The sequence below is a fragment of the Mycobacterium sp. NGS54 genome, from assembly GCF_059812465.1.
Genome location: NZ_JCALCS010000002.1, coordinates 19662 through 42030 on the forward strand (window position 1 = coordinate 19662; position 22369 = coordinate 42030).

16 protein-coding genes are annotated in these 22369 nt (G+C 67.9%); 11 read left to right on the forward strand and 5 right to left on the reverse strand.

Going from position 1 to position 22369, the window contains the following annotated elements; translation table 11 throughout:
• The first annotated feature begins 104 nt into the window (after positions 1-104).
• From lysX to AC5Y5E_RS05045, 5 genes are all read left to right on the forward strand, one after another.
• A complete protein-coding gene (gene lysX / locus AC5Y5E_RS05025) occupies positions 105-3443 on the forward strand; it encodes a bifunctional lysylphosphatidylglycerol synthetase/lysine--tRNA ligase LysX (RefSeq protein ID WP_499901899.1) in 3339 nt (1112 codons plus the stop codon).
• A gap of 142 nt (positions 3444-3585) precedes the next feature.
• Positions 3586-5004 carry an alpha/beta hydrolase gene (locus tag AC5Y5E_RS05030; protein ID WP_499902604.1) on the forward strand — a complete coding sequence of 473 codons (1419 nt, stop codon included), beginning with the start codon at positions 3586-3588 and terminating at the stop codon, positions 5002-5004.
• Between the two features lie 171 nt (positions 5005-5175).
• Positions 5176-5838 carry a TetR/AcrR family transcriptional regulator gene (locus tag AC5Y5E_RS05035; protein ID WP_499901900.1) on the forward strand — a complete coding sequence of 221 codons (663 nt, stop codon included), beginning with the start codon at positions 5176-5178 and terminating at the stop codon, positions 5836-5838.
• 103 nt (positions 5839-5941) lie between these two features.
• Positions 5942-8068, forward strand: coding sequence for an Rv1355c family protein (locus AC5Y5E_RS05040; RefSeq protein ID WP_499901901.1), 2127 nt, complete (start codon positions 5942-5944; stop codon positions 8066-8068).
• Positions 8069-8135: 67 nt separating this feature from the next.
• Positions 8136-9998: a putative bifunctional diguanylate cyclase/phosphodiesterase gene (locus AC5Y5E_RS05045; RefSeq protein ID WP_499901902.1), complete on the forward strand. Its 1863-nt coding sequence runs from the start codon at positions 8136-8138 to the stop codon at positions 9996-9998.
• Here the strand turns inward: AC5Y5E_RS05045 and AC5Y5E_RS05050 are convergent.
• The 3 genes from AC5Y5E_RS05050 to AC5Y5E_RS05060 form a co-directional block, all read right to left on the reverse strand.
• Positions 9995-10594, reverse strand: coding sequence for a class I SAM-dependent methyltransferase (locus AC5Y5E_RS05050; RefSeq protein ID WP_499901903.1), 600 nt, complete (start codon positions 10592-10594; stop codon positions 9995-9997). The genes AC5Y5E_RS05045 and AC5Y5E_RS05050 overlap by 4 nt on opposite strands.
• Positions 10595-10660: 66 nt before the next feature.
• Positions 10661-12034, reverse strand: coding sequence for a cytochrome P450 (locus AC5Y5E_RS05055; RefSeq protein ID WP_499901904.1), 1374 nt, complete (start codon positions 12032-12034; stop codon positions 10661-10663).
• A 165-nt stretch (positions 12035-12199) separates the two neighbouring features.
• Positions 12200-12916 carry a hypothetical protein gene (locus tag AC5Y5E_RS05060; RefSeq protein ID WP_499901905.1) on the reverse strand — a complete coding sequence of 239 codons (717 nt, stop codon included), beginning with the start codon at positions 12914-12916 and terminating at the stop codon, positions 12200-12202.
• A gap of 618 nt (positions 12917-13534) precedes the next feature.
• Here AC5Y5E_RS05060 and AC5Y5E_RS05065 point away from each other — a divergent pair.
• Genes AC5Y5E_RS05065 through AC5Y5E_RS05075 form a run of 3 tightly spaced genes read left to right on the forward strand, consistent with a single transcriptional unit; the run spans position 13535 to position 15404 of the window.
• The gene (locus AC5Y5E_RS05065) at positions 13535-13963 is read left to right on the forward strand and encodes a DUF6653 family protein (protein ID WP_499901906.1); all 429 of its coding nucleotides are present in this window, start codon (positions 13535-13537) and stop codon (positions 13961-13963) included.
• Positions 13964-13972: 9 nt separating this feature from the next.
• Entirely contained in the window at positions 13973-14212 is a 240-nt protein-coding gene (locus AC5Y5E_RS05070; RefSeq protein WP_499901907.1) for a hypothetical protein, read from the forward strand.
• A 1-nt stretch (position 14213) separates the two neighbouring features.
• Entirely contained in the window at positions 14214-15404 is a 1191-nt protein-coding gene (locus tag AC5Y5E_RS05075; RefSeq protein ID WP_499901908.1) for a winged helix DNA-binding domain-containing protein, read from the forward strand.
• Positions 15405-15458: 54 nt separating this feature from the next.
• Here AC5Y5E_RS05075 and uvrA read toward each other — a convergent pair whose 3' ends face one another.
• Positions 15459-18362 carry an excinuclease ABC subunit UvrA gene (gene uvrA / locus AC5Y5E_RS05080; protein WP_499901909.1) on the reverse strand — a complete coding sequence of 968 codons (2904 nt, stop codon included), beginning with the start codon at positions 18360-18362 and terminating at the stop codon, positions 15459-15461.
• Between the two features lie 120 nt (positions 18363-18482).
• Here uvrA and AC5Y5E_RS05085 point away from each other — a divergent pair, with 120 nt between their 5' ends.
• The gene (locus AC5Y5E_RS05085) at positions 18483-19169 is read left to right on the forward strand and encodes an MBL fold metallo-hydrolase (RefSeq protein ID WP_499901910.1); all 687 of its coding nucleotides are present in this window, start codon (positions 18483-18485) and stop codon (positions 19167-19169) included.
• Between the two features lie 108 nt (positions 19170-19277).
• On the opposite strand, the gene AC5Y5E_RS05090 is transcribed toward AC5Y5E_RS05085, so the two are convergent.
• Positions 19278-19718: a universal stress protein gene (locus AC5Y5E_RS05090; protein WP_068107190.1), complete on the reverse strand. Its 441-nt coding sequence runs from the start codon at positions 19716-19718 to the stop codon at positions 19278-19280.
• 308 nt (positions 19719-20026) lie between these two features.
• On the opposite strand from AC5Y5E_RS05090, the gene AC5Y5E_RS05095 reads away from it, so the two are divergent.
• A complete protein-coding gene (locus AC5Y5E_RS05095) occupies positions 20027-21610 on the forward strand; it encodes a mannosyltransferase (RefSeq protein ID WP_499901911.1) in 1584 nt (527 codons plus the stop codon).
• A gap of 39 nt (positions 21611-21649) precedes the next feature.
• A complete protein-coding gene (locus AC5Y5E_RS05100) occupies positions 21650-22369 on the forward strand; it encodes an MgtC/SapB family protein (RefSeq protein ID WP_499901912.1) in 720 nt (239 codons plus the stop codon).

A 22369-nucleotide genomic window follows, 5' to 3' on the forward strand; every position in this document is an offset into this window, starting at 1 on the left:
TCCGGCGTGCGTCGCACCCGCTCGACAACGCCGGCCAACTGCTCCCCGCCTCTCCTGGCGCTTCGCCAGGATTTTCACGGCTTGACGGCATATCCTCGCGGTCTGTGACACTCGCTACGTCCCGCTTCGGCCCGCGTTCGGGCAGCCAGCCGAACTCCCGGTATCGCTGGGTACCGGCGGCGGCGGGCTGGACTGTCGGCGTCATCGCCACGCTGTCACTGATCGCGAGCGTGTCGCCGCTGATCCGGTGGCTGATCAAGGTCCCGCGCGAATTCATCAACGACTACCTGTTCAACTTCCCCGACACCAGCATCGCGTGGTCGTTCGTGCTGGCCTTGCTGGCCGCGGCGCTCACGGCGCGCAAACGCATCGCCTGGGTGCTGCTGCTCGGGAACATGGTCCTGGCCGCCGCGCTGAACGCCGCCGACATCGCCGCGGGCGACAACACCGCGGCCGAGTCGTTCGGGGAGAACCTCGGCTTCGCCGTACACATCGTCGCGATCGTCCTGCTGGTCCTGTCCTATCGGCAGTTCTGGGCCAAGGTGCGCAAGGCCGCGCTGTTCAAGGCCGCCGCGGTCCTGGTCACCGGGCTCGTGATCGGAATCCTGGCGTCCTGGGGGCTGGTCGAGATGTGGCCGGGCACGCTGGCGCCCGATTCCCGCTTCTGGTACGTGGTCAACCGGGTGGTCGGGTTCTCCATCGTCGATCCCGATGCGTTCACCGGCCGGCCGCACGTCCTGCTCAACGCGATCTTCGGGCTGTTCGGCGCGCTCGCGCTGATCGCGGCGACGATCGTTTTGTTCCAGTCCCAGCGCGCCGACAACGCGCTGACGGGTGAGGACGAATCCGCGATCCGCGGGCTGCTCGAGCTGTACGGCAAACAGGATTCCCTGGGGTATTTCGCGACCCGTCGCGACAAGTCGGTGGTGTTCGCCCCGAGCGGACGCGCGGCCATCACCTACCGCGTCGAGATCGGGGTCTGCCTGGCCAGCGGCGACCCGATCGGCGACCCGAGGGCGTGGCCGCAGGCCGTCGACGCCTGGTTGGGGCTGTGCCAGACCTACGGCTGGGCGCCCGGCGTCATGGGCGCCAGTTCGCAAGGCGCCCAGGCGTTCCGGGAGGCCGGGCTCAACGCCCTCGAGCTGGGCGACGAGGCGATCCTGCGGACCTCCGACTACAAGCTGTCCGGCCCCGACATGCGCGGGGTACGCCAGGCGGTGACGCGGGCCCGCAGGGCCGGGCTGACCGTGCGCATCCGGCGGCACCGCGATATCTCCGCCGACGAGATGGCCGAAACGATTTCGCGCGCCGACGCCTGGCGCGACACCCAGACCGAGCGCGGCTTTTCGATGGCGCTGGGCCGGCTCGGCGATCCGGCCGACGGCGACTGCCTGCTGGTCGAAGCCATCGACCGTGAGGGTCACGTGGTCGCGATGCTGTCGCTGGTCCCGTGGGGAAGCACCGGGGTTTCCCTCGACCTCATGCGTCGTTCCCCGCAATCTCCCAACGGCACCATCGAGCTCATGGTCAGCGAGCTCGCGCTGAACGCCGAAGCCCTTGGCATCATTCGCATTTCGCTGAACTTCGCGATGTTCCGCTCCGCGTTCGAACAAGGGGCCCAGCTCGGCGCCGGGCCGGTCGCCCGGCTGTGGCGCGGATTCCTGCTGTTCTTCTCGCGGTGGTGGCAGCTCGAGACGCTGTACCGCTCGAACATGAAATACCAGCCCGAGTGGGTTCCCCGGTACGCGTGCTACGAAGACGCCCGGCTGATTCCGCGCGTCGGCGTCGCCTCGGTGATCGCCGAGGGGTTCCTGGTCCTGCCGTTCAGCCGACGCGAGAAGGTGCACACCGGGCATCATCCCGCGGTGCCGGCCCGGCTGGTGGAGTCCGGGCTGCTGCACCACGACGGATCGACGCCCGACGTCAGCGACCTGCGGCGCGGGGTCAAGGCGGCCGAGGCCGAGGAGTCGCGATCGCGCCTGCCCGAGCAGGTGCGGGTGCGCCTGGCCAAGCTGAAGATCTTGCAGCGCAACGGCGTTGACGCGTACCCGGTAGGGTGCCCGCCCAGCCACTCGGTCGCCGCCGCGCTGGAGGCCGATGACCAGGAAGACGTGTCGGTGGCCGGGCGCATCCTGCGGATCCGCGACTATGGCGGCGTACTGTTCGCCCAGCTGCGTGACTGGTCGGGCGAAATGCAAGTGCTGCTGGACAATTCGCATCTCGGGCAGGGCCGCACCGCCGATTTCACCGCGGCCATCGACCTTGGCGACCTGGTCGAGATGACCGGCCAAATGGGCTTTTCCAAAAAGGGCGCCCGCTCATTGATCGTGCGCGACTGGCGGATGATCGGTAAGTGCCTGCGGCCCTTGCCGAATAAGTGGAAGGGGCTGACCGACCCCGAGGCGCGGGTGCGGACCCGCTACGTCGACCTGGCGGTCAACCCCGATTCCCGCGAGCTGATCCGGGCCCGCAGCAACGTGTTGCGATCGGTCCGGGAAACGCTTTTCGCCAAGGGGTTCATCGAGGTCGAGACGCCGATCCTGCAGCAGATCCACGGTGGGGCCAGCGCGCGGCCGTTCGTCACCCACATCAACACCTACGACATGGACCTGTTCCTGCGCATCGCGCCGGAGCTCTATCTGAAGCGGTTGTGCGTCGGCGGCGTGGAGCGGGTGTTCGAGCTGGGGCGGGCCTTCCGCAACGAGGGCGTCGACTTCAGCCACAACCCGGAGTTCACCTTGCTGGAGGCCTACCAGGCGCACGCGGACTACAAGGTGTGGATCGACGGCTGCCGGGAGCTCATCCAGAACGCGGCGCAGGCCGCCAACGGCGAGCAGACGGTGCTGCGCCCCCGCGGCGACGGCACGGACGGCCGCCTCGAGCCGGTCGACATCTCGGGCGCCTGGCCGGTGAAGACCGTGTACGACGCGGTATCGGAAGCGCTGGGCGAGCACGTCGACCCCGACACCTCCCTCGCCGCGCTGCGCAGGATGTCCGACGCGGTGCACATTCCGTATCGGGCGCATTGGGACTCCGGCGCGGTGGTGCTGGAGCTCTACGAGCACCTGGTGGAGGACAGGACCGAGCAACCGACGTTCTACATCGACTTCCCCACGTCCGTGTCGCCGCTGACCCGGCCGCACCGCAGTCAGCGCGGCGTGGCCGAGCGGTGGGACCTGGTGGCGTGGGGCGTGGAGCTGGGGACCGCCTACAGCGAGTTGACCGACCCGGTGGAGCAGCGCCGCCGGCTGCAGGAGCAGTCGCTGCTGGCCGCCGGCGGCGATCCCGAGGCGATGGAGCTCGACGAGGACTTCCTGCAAGCCATGGAGTACGCGATGCCGCCCACCGGCGGACTCGGTATGGGTATCGATCGGCTCGTCATGCTCATAACCGGCCGAAGCATCCGCGAAACCCTGCCATTCCCGCTGGCCAAGCCGCATTAGACCGGCCCGTCACTCCATTCGAGCGCGCGGCGAACATCCGGTGAAAATGTTCCGGAGGTGTTAACGATGGCTCACACTGAAGCACGTGACCGCCCCGACGCCCCTCGCCACGGCGCAGCTGGCCGGTGATTTCACCTCCCTGATGCACGGCTGGATACCCGCGACGATCCAGATCGGCACCACCGTCGTGCTCACGCTGGCGGTGGGCTGGCGATCGCGTCGCTGGCGGGCGGTGTGGCTGCCAGTGGCGGGCGCGGTCGGCGGTGCCGCAGCGTATCTGACGCACTGGTACATCGTCGACCGAGGCCTATCCGACGAGCCGGCGCCGTCGGCGCTGTGGGTCTGGATCGCGTTGGCCGGCGCGGCTACGGCGGTGCTGGTTGTGGGCTGGCGCAGCGCGCGGCCGTGGCGGCGTGGGGCGACGCTACTTGCCGTGCCGTCGTGCCTGCTCTGCGCGGCGCTGGTGCTCAACGCGTGGGTTGGCTACTTCCCGACCGTGCAGGCGGCGTGGAGCCAGCTCACCGCCGGTCCGCTGCCCGACCAGACCGATCCGGCCACCGTCACCGCGATGGCCGCCAAACGGACCCGTCCACCGCACGGCAGCGTGGTGCCGGTGGTGATCCCTTCGGACGCCTCGCATTTCAAGCACCGCGGCGAACTCGTGTACCTGCCGCCCGAGTGGTTTACCAGTAGCCCGCCGCCCGCGCTGCCGACGGTGATGATGATCGGCGGACAGTTCAACACGCCCGCGGACTGGACGCGCGCGGGCAACGCGGTCAGGACGATCGACGACTTCGCGGCCGCCCACGGCGGGAAGGCTCCGGTGTTGGTGTTCGTCGACTCCGGAGGGGCCTTCAACAACGACACCGAATGCGTCAACGGAGCCCGCGGCAACGCCGCCGATCACCTGACCAAAGACGTTGTCCCATATATTATTTCGAAGTTCGGCGTGAGTCCCGACCGGTCCAACTGGGGCATCACCGGCTGGTCGATGGGCGGGACGTGCGCGGTGGACCTGGCCGTGATGCATCCCGAGATGTTCAGCGTGTTCGTCGACGTCGCGGGTGATTTCTTCCCGAACGCCGGCAACAAGGCGCAGAGCATCGCGCGGCTGTTCGGCGGAAATGCCCAGGCCTGGGCGGCTTTCGACCCGAGCACCGTGATCAGCCGCCACGGCCGCTACCGTGACGTGGCCGGCTGGTTCGTGATCTCCTCGGACGGGCCGCCGGCGCCACGCCAGGACGTGACCGTAAGTGACTCCGGCGCAATGCGTCTCGTGAGTCGCGACGCCGCGGCCAATCCTGGTAATCAGACGGCGGCCGCCTACTCGCTGTGCGCGCTCGGCCGCGCCAACGGCATCGACTGCGCGGTCCTCCCCCAGCCGGGCAGGCACGACTGGCCGTTCGCGGGCCGGGCCTTCGCCGCCGCGCTGCCGTGGCTGGCCGGCCGGCTGGGCGCCCCGAGGGCCCCACTCACGGCCCTGCCCCCCGCGTCCCCGCCGTCGTCATTGCCCGCTCAGGTGGTGGTTCCGGCTCAGCGTTCCAGCGGCGTAGGCAAATAGCCCCCGGGCGCTCCACGCGAGGTGTTCGTTGAAGAACAACACGATTCGCCGCCGGGCGTTCGTCCAGCCGTCGCGCCACCCCGGTCGGGCCGCGCATACGCATGCGGCGATATGCAGAAAGGCAATCCGATAACGCCGTATCGCCGTGCCATATCGGTATATTGTCCGGCCGTGGGACCTCCCCGACTGTTTTCCGTTGACCCGCCCCATCCGTCCGAGCCATCGACCAAGGAGCGGATTCGCGACGCCGCGCTGAGCTGTTTTGCGGTTCGCGGGATCGCCGCCACGTCGCTGCGCGCCGTCGCCGAGACCGCGGAGGTCTCGATCGGGCTGGTGCAGCACCACTTCCACACCAAGGCCGCGTTGACCGCTGCCGTCGATCAGTACGTGCTACAGGTGCTCAATCAGGCACTGGAGTCGACAGCTCTACCCGACTCGCCCGACGCGCTGCATGAAGCCGGGCGCCGACTCACCGCGTTCATGGCCGAACGCCCCGATGTGATGACCTACCTCGGACGCGCGCTCGCCGAGGGCGGCGCGTTCGGGTCGGTCATCTTCGCCGGTCTTCTCGGTATCAGTGAGGCCCAGCGCGAACATTTCATGGCGCAGGGCAACACACAACCAGACCTCGACCCGGATTGGGCGGCGATCAACGTCGTTATCCTGCGCGTCGGCGCCGTCATTCTGCATCCGTACATCGAGCTCTACCTAGGCAGATCGTTCTTCGGTGAGACCGAGCTGCGACGCTGGGACGCCTCGGTGACCAGCCTGATCCGGCACGGCCTGTTCGTCGAGGAACCCGACCCCCCAGACGGGAACATCGTCGCTTGGTAGCGAGCGCCGGTCCTGAATCGGCCCTATCGGGGACGTCACATTTTCGCGTTAGCGCAACGTCTGGGCGGCCGAGCCGTCGGCCAGGTGCTATACACGAAACACCATGGATGAGCTCGACGTAACCGCTTATACCGCGCAGATTCTCGATCCCGAGGACCCCGACGACAGTTTGGTGTTACAGCGGCTCAGGGCAGACGCCACCGTGGAGTTCATCGACCAGCGCGACACCCAGCTGGCCAACCTGCGCGCGCTTCGGCCGCCCCCGCCTGCCGAGCTCCTGTCCGAACGAGTCCGATGGGCCTACTACCCCTGGCGGCGCGCGGTCGTGGCGGTGCTCGGCCCGCGCGGGTACCGCGCCGTACGCCTGGACCGCAACCGCAACAACATCACCCCAACCGAACAGGAAAAGCTCGGTCGGCTGCGGATCGGCGTGGCCGGCCTCAGCGTCGGCCACGTGATCGCGCACACCCTGGCCGCCCAGGGGTTGTGCGGCGGCCTGCGGCTGGCCGACTTCGACCACCTGGAACTGTCGAACCTGAACCGGGTGCCCGCCACCGTGTTCGACATCGGCGTCCACAAAGCGTGTGTGGCCGCGCGCAGGATCGCCGAGCTCGACCCCTACCTGCCGTTAGAGGTCGTTAGCGCCGGACTCACGTTCGATACCGTCGACGCCTTCGTGGAGGGTCTCGACATTGTGGTCGAAGAATGCGATTCGCTCGACATGAAGGCCGTTCTGCGTGAAGGCGCCCGCGCCCGCCGCATCCCGGTGTTGATGGCTACCAGTGATCGCGGCCTGGTCGATGTGGAGCGTTTCGATCGAGAGCCCGAGCGCCCGATTCTGCACGGTCTGCTCGGGGACCTCGACATCGCGTTGCTGCCCGGCATGAGCAGCCGCGAAAAGGTTCCGCATATCTTGCGTCACCTTGAGGCAGAACAGCTTTCGCCTCGGACTGCCGCCTCGCTGGTCGAGATCGACCGCACGGTGTCGACGTGGCCGCAACTGGCGTCGGATGTCGTGCTGGGTGCGTCGGCGTTGGCGGAGGCCGTGCGCAGAATCGGGCTCGACGAGGAACTTCGCTCGGGTCGCACTCGCATCGATATCAGCTGGGCGCTCAATCAACTCGACGAGCCCGACATGGCCCGGAACCGACCCGCACCGGCGGAACATCACGACGTGCCGGAACTGCCCGGCGTACCCGGCGTCGTCGCCGCCGCCGCGATCCGCGCGCCCTCCGGGGGAAACGTGCAGCCCTGGCTTGTCCAAGCCGGACCCGCCGAAGTCACGATCGACATTGCCGTCCAACACACTTCGACCATGGACGTTGGATTTCGCGGCAGCGCCGTCGCGCTCGGCGCCGCCCTCTTCAACGCCAGAATCGCCGCGGCGGCACACCATGCCCTTGGTCCGGTCACCCTCACCGAAGACGTTGACGGATCGCCGTTGCGCGCCACCCTGACGTTGACCGATGGAAGCGATCCCCGCCTGGCCGCCCTCTACCAACCCATGCTGGAACGCTCCACCAATCGACACCATGGCAGCCCCCAGCCGTTGGGCACCGCCACCATCGAAGCGCTCACCGCCGCGGCGGGCAGCGAAGGCTCGCGGCTGACCCTCATCACCGACAGGGGCGACATCACCGATGCGGCAAGGATTCTCGCGGCGTCCGACCGCACCCGCTACCTGACCCCGCACCTGCACCGGGAGATGATCTCCGAACTGCGCTGGCCCGGCGACCCCGACCCGGACACCGGCATCGAGGTACGCAGCCTCGAACTCGATGCCGGCGACCTGGCGGTCCTCGAGATCCTGCGCCGCCCGGATGTCATGGCGCACCTGGCGCAATGGGACGCGGGCAGCGCGCTGGGCGACGACACCCGCGACCGGATAATGGCGAGTTCGGCACTGGCCGTCGTCAGTGTGCCCGGACACGCCCTTCGCGACTACGCCAAGGGCGGCGCGGCCGTCGAGCTGATCTGGATCACCGCCCAGCGGCACGGGCTGTGCGTGCAGCCGGTGTCGCCGGTGTTCCTGTACGCCCACGGCAGGGCCGATTTCGAGGAGCTGTCACCCCGGTTCGCCGACGAGCTAACCGAGTTGCAGCGCGAGTTCCGAAGCCTGGTCGAAATAGCCGCCGACGAGTCCATCGTGCTGGTGCTTCGGCTTGGGGCCGCGCCCCCGGCATCGGTGCCGAGCCGCCGCAGGGTTGACCGGGCTCGGGTGCTGAGTTGAGCGAATCATTGATAGACACGCTATGCAATGCCGTCCCCGCCGCCTAGATGCAGCTACGGTAAGGGCAATGTCGGGCGCATTGGACCACCTCGTTACTGCTGCGGCCGCCGAGTTGATGGCGGCCACCGCGGGCGACTCCGCCGCGATCAGTCAACGGGTGCTCAAAAATTTGGTCAGCGACCTGGGCGTGGACTTCAGCTTCCTGCGCCACAACGATCACACGATCCGTGCCACGGTCCTCGTCGCCGAGTGGCCGGCACGCAACGCCGACCCGGACCCGATCGGCGTGGTGTATTTCGCCGATGCCGATTCGGTCTTCACCAGGGCCGAAAACCTCAAGGTTCCCGAGGTGGTGCGTCCCGAGGCTGCAAACCAGGACTACCAGCGCAACATCGACGAGGGCACCGGGTGGGGTGCTGTCTCCCTAGCCGCCGTGCCGCTGCTGTCCGGCGATGTCACGACGGGCACCCTCGCCTTCGGCAAGGTGGGCGACCGCGAGTGGCTGCCGGAAGAGCTCAACGCGCTGCAGGCGATCGCCGCGCTTTTCGCTCAGCTGCAGGCCCGCATCGTCGCCGAAGTGCAAATCCATTACCTTGCCGAGCACGACGACCTCACCGGACTGCTGAACCGCAGGGCGCTGATCGCGTACCTCGACAAGCGGCTGGCCGAGAAAAACGGCGGCGCGGTCTCGGTGATCTTCCTCGCCCTGGACCGCTTCAAGGTCATCAACGAACGTCTCGGTCAACAGGCCGGCGACCGGTTCATCGTGGCCTTCGCCGAGCTACTGCGCGAGGCCGCCGACGTTCCCTCGGTCATCGCCCGCTTCGGCGGTGACGAGTTCGTCGTCGTGCCGACCGCATCGATGGACGTCGAAGCGGCCGAAGCGTTCGCTCAAGCGCTGCACACTCGACTTCATCAGCGCGTCGTTATCGACGGCGAGTTGCTCAGTCGCACCGCGAGTATCGGCGTCGCCGCGGGCGTGCCCGGATCCGAAACCACTTCCGATCTGCTCCGCCGAGTCGATCAGGCCACCCGGTCGGCCAAGAGTTCCGGCGGCAACAAGGTGGCAACCTTCAATCCGGACATGTCCAGGACGGACACGATCCGCAACGACATCGAGCTGCACCTGGAAGGGATGATCGACAGCGACACCGATCCCCTGGTGCTCCATTACCTGCCGGAGTTCGACATGCGCACCGGCGAGATCCTCGGGACCGAGGCGCTAATCCGTTGGCAACACCCAACTCTTGGACTGTTGATGCCCGATTCGTTCATCCAGGTGGTGGAATCGATCAACCTCGGCGCAAAACTCGGCCGGCTCGTGATCCGTTCGGCGTGCAGGCAGTTTGGGCTCTGGCAATCCCGCGGCGTCGGGCACGGCGCGGTGCTCCGGATCAACGTGTCGCCAGTGCAGCTCGTCACGGACGGCATCGTGCACACGGTCGCGACGACACTCGAGGAGTTCGGCCTCGATCCCAGCATGGTGTGCCTGGAGATCACCGAAAGCGTCGTGGTCGAGGACATCGACGCCACCCGCAAGACCCTGTTCGGGTTGAAGGACATCGGCGTACAGATCGCCATCGACGACTTCGGCACCGGTTACAGCGTGCTGACCTATCTGAAATCCCTTCCCGTCGACGCGCTCAAGATCGACAAGGGGTTCGTCCGCAATGTCGATACCAACGCCGGTGATTTGGCCATCGTGCGGTCGACGCTGGCGCTAGCCGACGCGTTCGGGCTCGAGGTTGTGGCCGAAGGGGTAGAGACAGTCGCTGCGGCCAGGACGTTGCTCGACCTGGGTTGCTATCGGGCGCAAGGCTTTCTGCTGTCCCGCCCGCTCGACGGCGCGGCAATGGAGTCACTCCTCGCCAGGCGGGTCATTCCGATGGACTTCTCCGACGCCGGCCGCGGGAAGCTGGCCGGCGCCTAGGGGCGCCGTTGAAACAGGTAGTAGTACGTCGGGGTCTTGTCGTCGAGCTCCCGCTCCTCACCGGTGGATAACAGCGTCCAGCCGGCGGCGAATCGTCGTTCCATCTCGGCGTGATCGATGCCGGGCACGCCGAACCTCCCGCCGGGCGGGAACGCGACGATGTACAGCCGCGCATCGGGTGCCGCCACGGCACTGACCTCTCGGACGTATGCCTCACGATCGGCGCCACTCATGTTGTGGATGCAACCGTTGTCGACGATCAACCGGAAACCCGCGCCGATCCCGGACTGGCTCAACTGGGTGACATCGGCGCGGGCGAAGTCGACCGAGACGTCCGCGGCTCCGGCCTTGGCGCGCGCCTTTTCGAGCGGCTTTTCGACATAGTCGACCCCGGTGACCTTCCAGCCGTGTTGAGCGAGGTAGATCGCGCAATCCCCGGTGCCGCATCCGAGGTCAACGGCCGATCCCGGGGGCAGCCCGGGGGTGTCAGGGGTGCCCTCGATCAGGTCTCGCAGACCTTGCCCGATCGCATGTCCCTCCCACGGCGTGAAGCCGACCCGGTAGAAGAACCGAAATCGCGTGTGTCGAGAAGCCATAGCCGCAATGATTCCATTCGCCGGGAAGCGGCGGCACCCGACCCCGGCCGGCATCCTCGGGGCGGGTCACTGACGGCGTCTTATCCTGGCCATGATCGGCGCCGCCGCAACCATGGTGAAGGGCACGGCCAGCGGGAAATCATCTGCCAGAGACTCGATTTCGACCCGGCGAACGATGGTGGCCAGCGCGAGTGTGGCCTCCAGCATCGCGAAGTGATCCCCGATGCATGAGCGCGGCCCGCCGCCGAACGGCAGGTATTGCCAACGGTCCCGGCCCTTGTCGCGGTCGGGACTGAATCGGTCTGGATCGAATCGCAGCGGGTCGTCCCACAGGTTCGGATCGGTCTGTACCGCCATTCTTCCGAACGCCAGCATGGTGCCCGCTCTTACGCGGTAACCCGCGACTTCGACATCGCGTGTCGCCATCCGGGTTCCGGTCGGGCCGGGCGGGCACAACCGCAACGCTTCCTGCAGAACCCGGACCGTGAAACCAAGCCGCGCAACGTCATCGGGGGTGAGCTGGCGGTCTGGAAGCGCGGCGACTTCCGCCGCGACGCGCCCCTGCAGGTCGGGATGGCGGCCCAGCGCCCACAGCGCGTACGTCAGCGTCGTCGCCGTCGTGTCGTGGCCGGCGAACAGGAAGATGATCATTTCGTCGCGGATCTCGGTGTCCGACAACGACTGACCCGTTTCCGGATCGGTGGCGGCGATAAGCGCATGCACCAGCGGCGCCTCCCTGCCGGCGTCGGCGCGGCACTGTTGCAGGATCTCGTCTGCAAGCTCCCGAATCGCACGGGCCGCCGCCCGGGCGCGGCGGCGCGCCGGTGTGGGCATCCACTCCGGTGCGCGCAGCGGTCGCAGGGCGCGCCGCACGGCGTAGCTCGTCGCCACCCGCAGTGGCTCGGCGATCGCGTCGGATCGCTCGTCGAGATCGAGACCCAGAACCGAGCGGCCCAGCGCCCGCAAGGTCAGGGTGCGGCACTGCGCGTCCAGGTCGATCTCGGCGCCCTCCCGCCACGTGGCACACACCGTCTCCGCGGCCTCGGCCATGTGTCCGCCGAACTGGCGGACACGCTGACGGGTGAACACCGGCTGCAGGGTGCGTCGGCGCGGCAACCATTCGCTGTGGGGCAACACGAACAGGTTCCCGCCGAGCAGCCTGCGAAGCTCGGTGGCCACCGTGCTGGTCTTGTCGATGGAACCGTCTCGCACGCTGACGATGTCGCGGATGCCTTGCGGGGACGTCGCCAACACGATCGGCGGGATCAGCCAACTCGGTCCCAGAGTGACGCGGGTCACGGGTCCGCCGGCATCACGAAGCCTGTTCGTGCCGACATGAAATTCCCTGATGGCCCTGAGGCGTTCGCGATACGGAAGCGGGTTTTTGGGGGCCAACGGCAACGCGGCGACGTCACGCACGGGACGCTCAGTGGTAGACACGGCTCGACCCTAATCGGCCGGCCCGCGAGGGGCCGTTCAAAGGTGCGCTCGCGATTTCCGTGTCATCGCGGGGGAGCCGATGTTATGCAAACGGTAATTGCCGCCAATGGGATCGCCGTCGGCGGTGACGGTTCGCATGAGTCCTCCGGATCGACCCGATTTGTCCTAAGCCGAGATACGACCGAGAATTTCGGAGTTTTCGGCGCACATCAGCTTGAATTGTTCGGGTTCGGCGTGCGTCGCGATGGTGCGGCGGTCCCACCACATCACTTTGGTGCGGTAGTCCTCGGTGGGATAGGCGGCCGCCGGTATCCGGGAGGCCACGACGCCCCCGGAGGATCGCCACTGCTCCAGCACGTGAGCCGCCGCGGTTGCCATGACGAACTGGACGCCCAGCAGTGTCATCATCGGCAACGCGGTGCGCGCCAGCACCCGGGACAGTGCCCGACCGCCGTAATCGCGGGAGTCCGTCCAGGCGCTTTTGACCTCCACCACGCCGAAGGGGATCCGGTTGGCGATCATATGGCGCAGCACGGGTCGCCCCGGGCTGCCGCTCCACTCCTCAAGCGCGTGGGAGTCCTCGGGTTCACGCAGGGGTCCCACGACGCGCGTACCGCCGACCACCCGGCCCGCCGGATCTACCGCGGCGAAGAACAGCGCCGTGTCGGCGCCGTCGCGTACCGCGTCCAGATCAAGCACCCATTCCAGCCCATGCCGGCGATAGCTGCGAAGCGCACCGTCGAGGTATTGGTCCCAGAGTTCGGGCTCCGCCTCCGGTGTGGATGCGGCGATCCAACAGCCGGTCGCCTCATCGCGCCAGCCCGCCCCACTTTCCAACCACGAGCCGTCAGTCGCCTCACTGGTGAGCTGAGCCGCTTCCATTGGTATCCCTTCGCTTCTTAACCATGACAACCGGCATATTTCGTCGGCGCGCCTCGAATTATTTCCTAAAAATTGCGGACAACAAATAACCAGCGGTATTTCTTCTCTTGAGCATCGTTTGTCGTGGCCAAACCGTTAGCGTTACCGCTCAGTAATCGGCAACGAGCCGAGAGTTTGCGCTCGAACACGCGGTATGGCCTCGTTGGTGGGCGGCCCGGTGATCGGTGCGCCAGCCCACGGCGGGCCAATCGTGGCCCCACCCTCCGGCCCGGGCCGCTTCCCAAGCGGCGATGACCTTTGCTTAATGCGTCCCGGCCCCTCCACACGCAGATGATTCAACCGGACGGCCGTGAGCGCTTCTACCTGTGGATTCCCTGCGCGGCCCCGGCCGCGAGGCCGCGGGTTTGCTGCCGCCATCCGTGGGAATCGCCTGCGCCTTGCGCCGGCTTTCGTGGGATTCCCTGATTTGGGCTCTGCGCACGGCGGCACCGTAGACACCGAATTTCAGAGCCGAGACGATTTCCTTCGGCAACCGATTTTTCGGTAACTGACCGCATTCAGGCAAGCAACTGCGGGTGGTGCGTCGCGGAAACCGGGCCGTGCGGCAAACTCGACGTCGTGACCGGCCGGCCGACCGTGGCGCGGGTGCGGCGCGCCATTTTCGCGCGACACTGCAACCCGTGGAGCGCCTGGACGCGCTGGGCAACCACCCCGCTGACGCTCCTACCCGTCTGGACGCGGCGCTGGAGCCACGCGGCGTGGGTGGCGCTGTGGTTCGCCGTCAACCCGGTCGCCTTCGCCAAGCCGGCGGACGAAAGCGCCTGGTCGACCCGGGCGATGCTGGGCGAGGAACTGTGGATCAGCCGTCGGCCCCGGGACGCGGCCATGCTCGTCAGCGCCGTGACGTCCGTGTTCGCAGTGGGCGCCGTCGTCGCGGCCCGCCGCCGTCGGGCGAGACCGGCCGCGATCGCCACCGCGGTGCAGATGGCCCTGACGCTGGTGTATTGGGAGCAGATGGTGCGCTATTTGGACCGCCAGGCGCAGTAGCGTTGCGGCATGCCCGACGAACCGACAGTCCCCGAACCCGACGCCGGGTACGACAGCGCCGGCGTGCCGACTTTCGAATCCGTTCGCGAAAAGATCGAATCCCGGTACGCGACGGCAGAAGGTGCGGCGGAACTCGACGCCGACACGGCTGAGGGCCGCTCCGTCGAGGAGCAATACGACGAGCGCCAGCGCGCCGCCGCCGAGCGGCTGGCGCAGATCCGGGAGTCGATGCGCTCCGACGAGCGTTGAGGTGCGTGCGTTCACTGTCGACGAGCGGCGTAACCGCCTGGCGCGCAGGCATTTCCTTGCGGCGGACGACACACCGCCGATAACCCGGGTGATCGGTGGGCTGGTCGGCTTGCACGCGACCGATCCCGCCACGCCCTACCTGTCGCTGTGGGCGCGCTCGTCGGGTTTCGCGACCGCCGACCTCGAGGCGCAGCTGTACGAGAAGCGCTCCGCTGTCAGGCATCTCGCGATGCGCCGCACGCTGTGGCTGGTGATGAGCGAGGACCTCACGACGATTCAGGCGGCCGCCAGCGACCGGGTCGCCGACAACGAACGTCGTAGGCTGGCCGCCGATGTGCACAAGGCCGGGGTGGCCGCCGACGGCGACCGCTGGCTCGACGCCGCATGCACCGCGGTGGTGCGCCACCTCGGTGACCACGGCCCGGCCACCAGCACCGAATTGCGCGCCGCGCTACCCGAGCTGGCCGGAACATACGACCCGGCGCCCGGAAAACGTTGGGGCGGCGAGGTTCCGCTGGGTCCGCGCGTGCTGACGGTGCTGTCGGCGGGCGGCGAGATCGTGCGCGGGCCGAACGACGGCGGCTGGACCACGTCGCGGCCGCGCTGGGCCACCGTCGCGCACTGGCTCGGCGACCTGGGCGACCCGACACCGGACCGGCAATCCCGGGCGGAGCTGACCCGCCGCTGGCTGGCGACCTTCGGGCCGGCGAGCGTCGCCGACATCAAGTGGTGGTTCGGCACCACGCTGACCGCGGCGCGACAGGCCCTGGCCGACGTCGGTGCGGTGGAAGTCGACCTGCACGGCGGCGGCGCGGGCTGGGTGCTGCCCGACGACCTGGATCCGGAGCCCGACGCGCCGCCGTGGGGTGCGCTGCTGCCCGGCCTGGACGTCACCACAATGGGCTGGTTTCAGCGCGATTGGTACCTCGGCGAGCACCGCGCCCGGGTTTTCGACCGCAGCGGCAACGCCGGCCCCACGGCGTGGTGGAACGGGCGGGTGGTGGGCGGGTGGTATCAGGACGACGGCGCCCGCGTGCGGCTCCAGCTCCTCGAGGACCCCGGCCGCGACGGGCGGCGTGCCCTGCAGCGCCGCGCCGACGCGCTGACCGCGTGGCTGGACGGCGTGCGGATCAGCCCCCGCTTCCCGTCGCCGCTGTCGAAGGCCGGTGCCGCCGGTCTCCGCGAAACTTAAACGGCAGCGACGATTTTCGGCGTGTCGTGTGCGACGTTTAAGTGTCGCGACGGCTCAGGCGGTGACCTTGCGGCGCCCGCTCGACCGCCGCGGCGGGGCGGGGCTGCCGACGACGTCGGCCAGGAACTTGCCCGTGTAGCTTTCGGGCACCGCGGCGATGTCCTCCGGGGCGCCTTCGGCGACAACGGTTCCGCCCTCGGCGCCGCCCTCGGGGCCCATGTCGACGATCCAGTCCGACGTCTTGATGACGTCCAGGTTGTGTTCGATGACGATGACCGTATTGCCCTTGTCCACAAGGCCGTTGATGACGCTCAGCAGCTTGCGGATGTCGTCGAAATGCAGCCCGGTGGTGGGCTCGTCGAGGATGTAGATGGTCCGGCCGGTCGAGCGCTTCTGCAATTCCGCGGCCAGCTTGACGCGCTGCGCCTCGCCACCGGACAGCGTCGGCGCGGGCTGGCCGAGCCGGACATAGCCCAGCCCGACGTCGACGAGCGTGCGCAGATACCGGTGGATGCCGCTGATCGGCTCGAAGAACTCGGCGGCCTCCTCGATCGACATGTCCAGCACTTCGGAGATGGTCTTGCCCTTGTAGTGCACTTCCAGGGTTTCCCGGTTGTAGCGGGCGCCGTGGCAGACCTCGCACGGCACGTACACGTCGGGGAGGAAGTTCATCTCGATCTTGATGGTGCCGTCGCCGGTGCACGCCTCGCAGCGACCGCCCTTGACGTTGAACGAGAATCGGCCGGGCTGGTAGCCACGGACCTTGGCCTCGGTGGTGGCCGCGAACAGGGTGCGGATCTTGTCGAACACCCCGGTGTAGGTGGCCGGGTTGGACCGCGGCGTGCGCCCGATCGGCGACTGGTCCACCCGCACCAGCTTGTCCAGGTGGTCCAGCCCGGTGACCCGGGTGTGACGACCCGGGACCTGCCGGGCGCCGTTGAGCCGGTTGGCCAGCACCGCGGCCAGGATGTCGTTCACCAAGGTCGACTTGCCCGAGCCCGACACGCCCGTCACCGCGGTCAGCACGCCGAGCGGGAAGGACACGTCGATGCCGCGCAGGTTGTGTTCGCGCGCGCCGACGACGGTGAGCTGGCGCTTGTGGTTGACGGGCCGCCGGATGGCGGGGATCTCGATCTTTTCCTTGCCGGACAGGTAGGCGCCGGTGATCGAGTCCTTGTTGGCCAGGAGCTCGGCGTAGGTGCCGCTGTGCACGATCTGGCCGCCGTGTTCGCCGGCCCTCGGGCCGATGTCGACGATCCAGTCGGCGTGCGCGATGGTGTCCTCGTCGTGCTCGACGACGATCAACGTGTTGCCCAAATCCCTTAGGCGGGTGAGGGTTTCGATGAGCCGGCGGTTGTCGCGCTGGTGCAGCCCGATGGACGGCTCGTCGAGCACGTAGAGCACACCCACCAGGCCGGACCCGATCTGGGTGGCCAGCCGGATGCGCTGGGCCTCACCGCCGGACAGCGTCGCCGCCGCGCGCGACAGCGACAGGTAGTCCAGCCCGACGTCGAGCAAAAACCCAAGTCGCGACTGGATTTCCTTGAGCACCTGCCCGGCGATCGCCTGTTCGCGCGCCCCGAGGGTGAGTGCATTCAGGAAGTCCGAGCAATCCGAGATCGACAGCTCCGACACCTCGGCGATCGACTTCTTGCCGTGCCGCCCGGCGGCCAGCGTGACGGCCAGGATCTCCGGCTTGAGCCGGGTGCCCTCGCAGACCGGGCAGGGCACGTCGCGCATAAAGCCCTCGTATCGCTCCTTCATCTGCTCGGATTCGGTCTGCGCCATCTTGCGCTGCAGGAACGCCAGCACGCCCTCGAAATCGGCGTAGTAGGACCGGGTGCGCCCGTACCGGTTGCGGTACCGCACGTGCACCTGGTGGTCGGATCCTTCGAGGATGGCCTTGCGGGCCTTGGCCGGCAGCTTGCGCCACGGCGTGTCGACGTCGAAGCCCAGCTCCTCGCCGAGACCGGCCATCATCCGGGTGAAGTACTCCGCCGTGTGGCCCGTCGACCAGGGCGCCACCGCGCCCTCGGCCAGCGTGCGTTCGGGGTCGGGAACCACCAGGTCGGGATCGACCTCCTTGCGGATTCCCAGGCCGGTGCACTCGGGGCAGGCGCCGTAGGGCGAGTTGAACGAGAACGACCGCGGTTCCAGGTCGTCGACGGCCAGCGCGTGCCCGTTGGGACAGGCCAGCTTCTCGGAGAACCGCTGTTCGCGGTTGTGCGCGTCGTGCTCGTGGTCGACGAATTCCAGCACCACGATGCCGTCGGCCAGATTCAGCGCGGTTTCCACCGAGTCGGTGAGCCGCTGCTTGGCGCTGGCCTTGACCGTCAGCCGGTCGACCACCACCTCGATGTCGTGCTTTTCCTGCTTCTTCAGCTTCGGCGGATCGGTCAGCGAATGCACCACGCCGTCGACCCGAACCCGGCTGTACCCCTGCGCGTTGAGCTTCTCGAACAGGTCGGCGAACTCGCCCTTGCGGGTGCGCACCACGGGCGCGAGCACCTGGAACCGGGTGCCCTCCGGCATCACCAGCACCTGGTCGACGATTTGCTGGGGCGTCTGCCGGGCGATGCGTTCACCGCAGACCGGGCAGTGCGGCGTGCCCGCGCGGGCGTAGAGCAGCCGCAGGTAGTCGTAGACCTCGGTGATGGTTCCGACGGTCGACCGCGGGTTGCGGTTGGTCGACTTCTGGTCGATCGACACCGCCGGGGACAGACCCTCGATGAAGTCGACGTCCGGCTTGTCCATCTGCCCCAGGAACTGGCGGGCGTAGGCCGACAGCGACTCGACGTAGCGGCGCTGGCCCTCGGCGAAGATGGTGTCGAACGCCAGCGACGACTTGCCCGACCCGGACAGCCCGGTGAACACGATCAACGAGTCGCGCGGCAGGTCGAGGTCGACGCCACGCAGGTTGTGCTCGCGGGCGCCCTTGACGATCAGTCGGTCAGCCACGCTGCCTTCTTTCAGGAACTATCAACGAATCTTTACGTGCTGTAGCCGTTGATGCGCACGGCGCATTCCATGCTATGTGCCGGTACCGACAAGCAACGTATGACCAGTAACGTGGCCGCTATGACCGTCTCGGTTGAGCCAAGCGACAACTACACCGGACACGTCGACCCTGGTACCGCGGCCCGCCGGACCCTACCCGGCGCCACGATTCTAAAGGCGTCGGTGGGCCCGATGGACAACAACGCGTATCTGGTGACGTGTTCCGCGACCGGCGAAACCCTGCTGATCGACGCGGCCAACGACGCCGACGTCCTGATCGACCTGATCCGCCGGTACGCGCCGAAGGTGTCGCTGATCGTGACCAGCCATCAGCACTTCGATCACTGGCAGGCGCTCAAGGCCGTCGCGAAGGCCACCGGCGCCCCGACCGCCGCCAACGAGATCGACGCCGAGCCGCTACCGGTCAAGCCCGACCGTTTGCTGGCCGGCGGCGACACCGTGCGGATCGGCGAGCTGAGCTTCGACGTCATCCACCTGCGCGGGCACACCCCCGGCTCGATCGCGCTGGCCCTCGACGGGCCCGCGACCGGCGGGGTGACGCAGTTGTTCACCGGCGACTGCCTCTTCCCGGGCGGTGTCGGCAAGACGTGGCAAGCGGGCGATTTCACCCAGTTGCTCGACGACGTCACCACCCGGGTCTTCGACGTCTACGACGACTCGACCGTCATTTACCCGGGCCACGGGGACGACACCGTGTTGGGGGCGGAGCGTCCGCACCTGGCCGAATGGCGCGAGCGCGGCTGGTAGGCCTTGCGGCGGTGAGCGTGTGCTGACGGCTTCGTGTGTGCACTGGCGGCGGGATTCCGGCGACTTTTCCGCCCTGGGCTCGCGCGCAACGCCCTAAATGCACGCGACCTACGTCGTGTGCACGATCAGCACGTCGACCTTGGCGCGACGCGAGACGTTGGCCGGCACCGATCCCAGCAGGCGTCCCGCGATCGTGCTCAGGCCGACGTTCCCGACGACCAGCAGGTCGGCTTTTTCGTCCTCGGCCAGCTTGACCAGCGCGTCGACCGGCGCGCCGACGATCGATCGGTCTTCCACGTTCTTGGCGCCGGCGTTGTGCGCCCGCTCCTTGGCGTCCTGCAGGATCGCGTAAATCGGCGCGGTCCCGGACACCTTGTAGCTCTCGTCCCGCAGTGCGTCGGCGGCCCGGGTGTCCTCGTGTTGGGGCAGGTACGCCGACGCGATGATCAGCTTTGCGTCGTCCCCCGCGATCTGCGCTGCCCGGTCCACCGCGCGAAACGACGAATCCGAGCCGTCGGTCCCGACCACCACGGTTCGATAGGCGCTCATTTACCCTCCCAGTTTCGGTTGGTCAGCCAACCCAAGACAGTATCGCGTTTGCCGGATGGAAAGGAGAAAAGATTTCCGACTCAGCGTGGCGTGGCGTTAGCCGCATTTGCCGAGGCCGGGTGGCGGCGACGACCCATTTGCCCGACCATCAAAAGTCCGATTGAGCGGGACTGACGCCGAAAGCGTTGGCTGGCCCCGCTTTTGGCGGATTGCGTGCGCGCGCAGCAACTTCGGGTGAACACCCTACCCGCACCCGTAAGGCTGGCCGCGAGCCAGTTCACTTGGCGCCCCTTACAGTGACAATCATCATGGCCATATCCGCCGCTGAGCAGCACGCCTCCGACGCGTCAGACGTCGCTGAGGAGGGCCTGCCGGCGCGCCCGCGCGGCCGGTTGCTCGACCCGTGGGCGATCGCCGCGTTCGCCGCGGTCGTCAGCGCGTCCTGGGCCAGCAGGCCGTCGTTGTGGTTCGACGAGGGGGCCACCATTTCGGCCTCGGCGAGCAGGACCTTGCCCGAGCTGTGGAAGCTGCTGGGCCACATCGACACTGTTCACGGGCTGTATTACCTGCTCATGCACGGTTGGTTCGCGATATTTCCGCCAACGGAGTTCTGGTCGCGGGCGCCAAGCGCCCTGGCGGTCGGGGCGGCCGCGGCCGGCGTCACGGTGTTCGCCAGGCAGTTCGTCCCCGGGCGCGCGACGGCGCTGTGCGCGGGTGTGGTCTTTGCCATCTTGCCGCGCACCACCTGGGCGGGGATGGAAGCGCGCTCGTACGCCTTCGCGGCCGCCGCGGCCATCTGGCTGACGGTGTTGCTGGTCGCCGTCGTGCGGCGCAACCGGCCGCGATTGTGGGTTGGCTACGCGCTGGCGCTGATGCTCTCGATCCTGCTCAGCCTCAACCTGATCCTGTTGGTGCTGGTGTACGCGGTGATGGTGCCGCTGCTGGCGCCGCGGAAGTCCCGCAGGTCCCCGGTCATGTGGTGGGCGGCCGCCACGGCCGTCGCCGTCGGCGCCATGACGCCGTTCCTCGTTTTCGCCCACGGCCAGGTGTACCAGGTGAACTGGATTTTTCCCGTCAGCTGGCACTACGCGTTCGACATCTTCCTGCGGCAGTACTTCGACCACAGCGTTCCGTTCGCGATTCTCACGGCGGTGCTGGTCGTCGCGGCGGTGGTCGCGTGGCTGAAGGGCGCGCGGGGTCCGGCCGGCGACCTGCGCGCCCTGCTGGTCGTATGTGCGGCGTGGATCGTCCTGCCCACCGCGCTCGTCGTCGTCTACTCGGCCGTCGTCGAACCGATCTATTTCCCGCGCTACCTGATCCTCACCACGCCGGCGGTGGCCGTCGTCCTGGCCGTCTGCATCGTCACGCTCGCCCGCAAACCGTGGCCCATCGCCGCGGTGGTCCTGGCGTTCGCCGCGGCCGCGGTGCCGAATTACCTGTTCATCCAACGATGGCCCTACGCGAAGGAGGGCTGGGACTACAGCCAGGTGGCCGACCTGATCAGCTCGCACGCCGCGCCCGGGGACTGCCTGATGGTGGACAACACCGTGCCCTGGCGGCCCGGGCCGATCCGCGCCCTGCTGGCCACCCGGCCGGCGGCCTACCGCTCGCTGATCGACGTCGAACGCGGCGCGTACGGGCCCAAGGTCGGCTGGCTGTGGGACGGCCACGTCGCCGTGTGGCTCACGACGGCCAAGATCAACAAGTGCCCGGCCATCTGGACGATCACCAACAAGGACGGCTCGCTGCCGGATCACCAAGCCGGACAGTCGCTGTCGCCGGGAAACGCCTTCGGGCGCTCCCCCGCGTACCGATTCCCGAGCTACCTCGGGTTCCACATCATCGAACGTTGGCAGTTCCATTACTCGCAGGTCGTGAAGTCAACCCGGTGACGAGCGCGTAGAAGCGCCGTCCGTGGGTAGTTGACGGGCATGCAGATTCTGCTGGGCGGCCCACTGCTCGGCGGTGACGCGCAGGGCGCGCGTCACATCATCGAGCTGTTGGCGGCGTTCGGGTTGACCGCGTTCATCGGCCTGGAAAGGACCATCCAGGGCAAAAGCGCGGGGCTGCGGACGCAGACCATAGTGGGCACGTCGGCGGCGTTGATCATGTTGGTCAGCAAGTACGGCTTCGGCGACGTGCTGTCCCCGGGAAGAGTCGAGCTGGACCCATCCCGCGTGGCGGCCCAAATCGTCTCGGGCGTCGGCTTTTTGGGTGCCGGCATCATCATCACCCGGCGCGGCGCGGTGCACGGGCTCACCACCGCCGCGGCGGTCTGGGAATCGGCCGGCGTCGGGATGGCCGCGGGCGCCGGGCTGGTGCTGCTCGCCGTCGCCGTCGTGGTGCTGCACTTCGTCAGCGCGCTCGCCTTCAACGCGGTGGAACGTCAGCTCGCCGCCCGGCTGCGTGGCACCACCCGGCTGCACATCATCTACGAGAATGGGCGCGGCGTGCTGCGCGAGGTGCTGCGCATCTCCGGGCAACAGAACTGGCAGCTCACCGAACTCGACGCGGACGCCCACGACATCGACGACGGCGAGGTCAGGGTGACGATGACGCTGTCCGGCTCCAAGATGGGCAACGCCCGCGACGTGTTCGGCGGACTCGACGGGGTGGTCGCCGTCATCCGCGCCGACGACGAACCTGACTGA

Coding starts and splice junctions, on each gene's coding strand:
- AC5Y5E_RS05030 (WP_499902604.1), top strand. CDS start 3,586: ATGCACGGCTGGATACCCGCGACGATCCAGATCGGCACCACCGTCGTG.
- AC5Y5E_RS05040 (WP_499901901.1), top strand. CDS start 5,942: ATGGATGAGCTCGACGTAACCGCTTATACCGCGCAGATTCTCGATCCC.
- AC5Y5E_RS05045 (WP_499901902.1), top strand. CDS start 8,136: ATGTCGGGCGCATTGGACCACCTCGTTACTGCTGCGGCCGCCGAGTTG.
- AC5Y5E_RS05050 (WP_499901903.1), bottom strand. CDS start 10,594: ATGGCTTCTCGACACACGCGATTTCGGTTCTTCTACCGGGTCGGCTTC.
- AC5Y5E_RS05060 (WP_499901905.1), bottom strand. CDS start 12,916: ATGGAAGCGGCTCAGCTCACCAGTGAGGCGACTGACGGCTCGTGGTTG.
- AC5Y5E_RS05070 (WP_499901907.1), top strand. CDS start 13,973: ATGCCCGACGAACCGACAGTCCCCGAACCCGACGCCGGGTACGACAGC.
- AC5Y5E_RS05085 (WP_499901910.1), top strand. CDS start 18,483: ATGACCGTCTCGGTTGAGCCAAGCGACAACTACACCGGACACGTCGAC.
- AC5Y5E_RS05090 (WP_068107190.1), bottom strand. CDS start 19,718: ATGAGCGCCTATCGAACCGTGGTGGTCGGGACCGACGGCTCGGATTCG.
- AC5Y5E_RS05095 (WP_499901911.1), top strand. CDS start 20,027: ATGGCCATATCCGCCGCTGAGCAGCACGCCTCCGACGCGTCAGACGTC.
- AC5Y5E_RS05100 (WP_499901912.1), top strand. CDS start 21,650: ATGCAGATTCTGCTGGGCGGCCCACTGCTCGGCGGTGACGCGCAGGGC.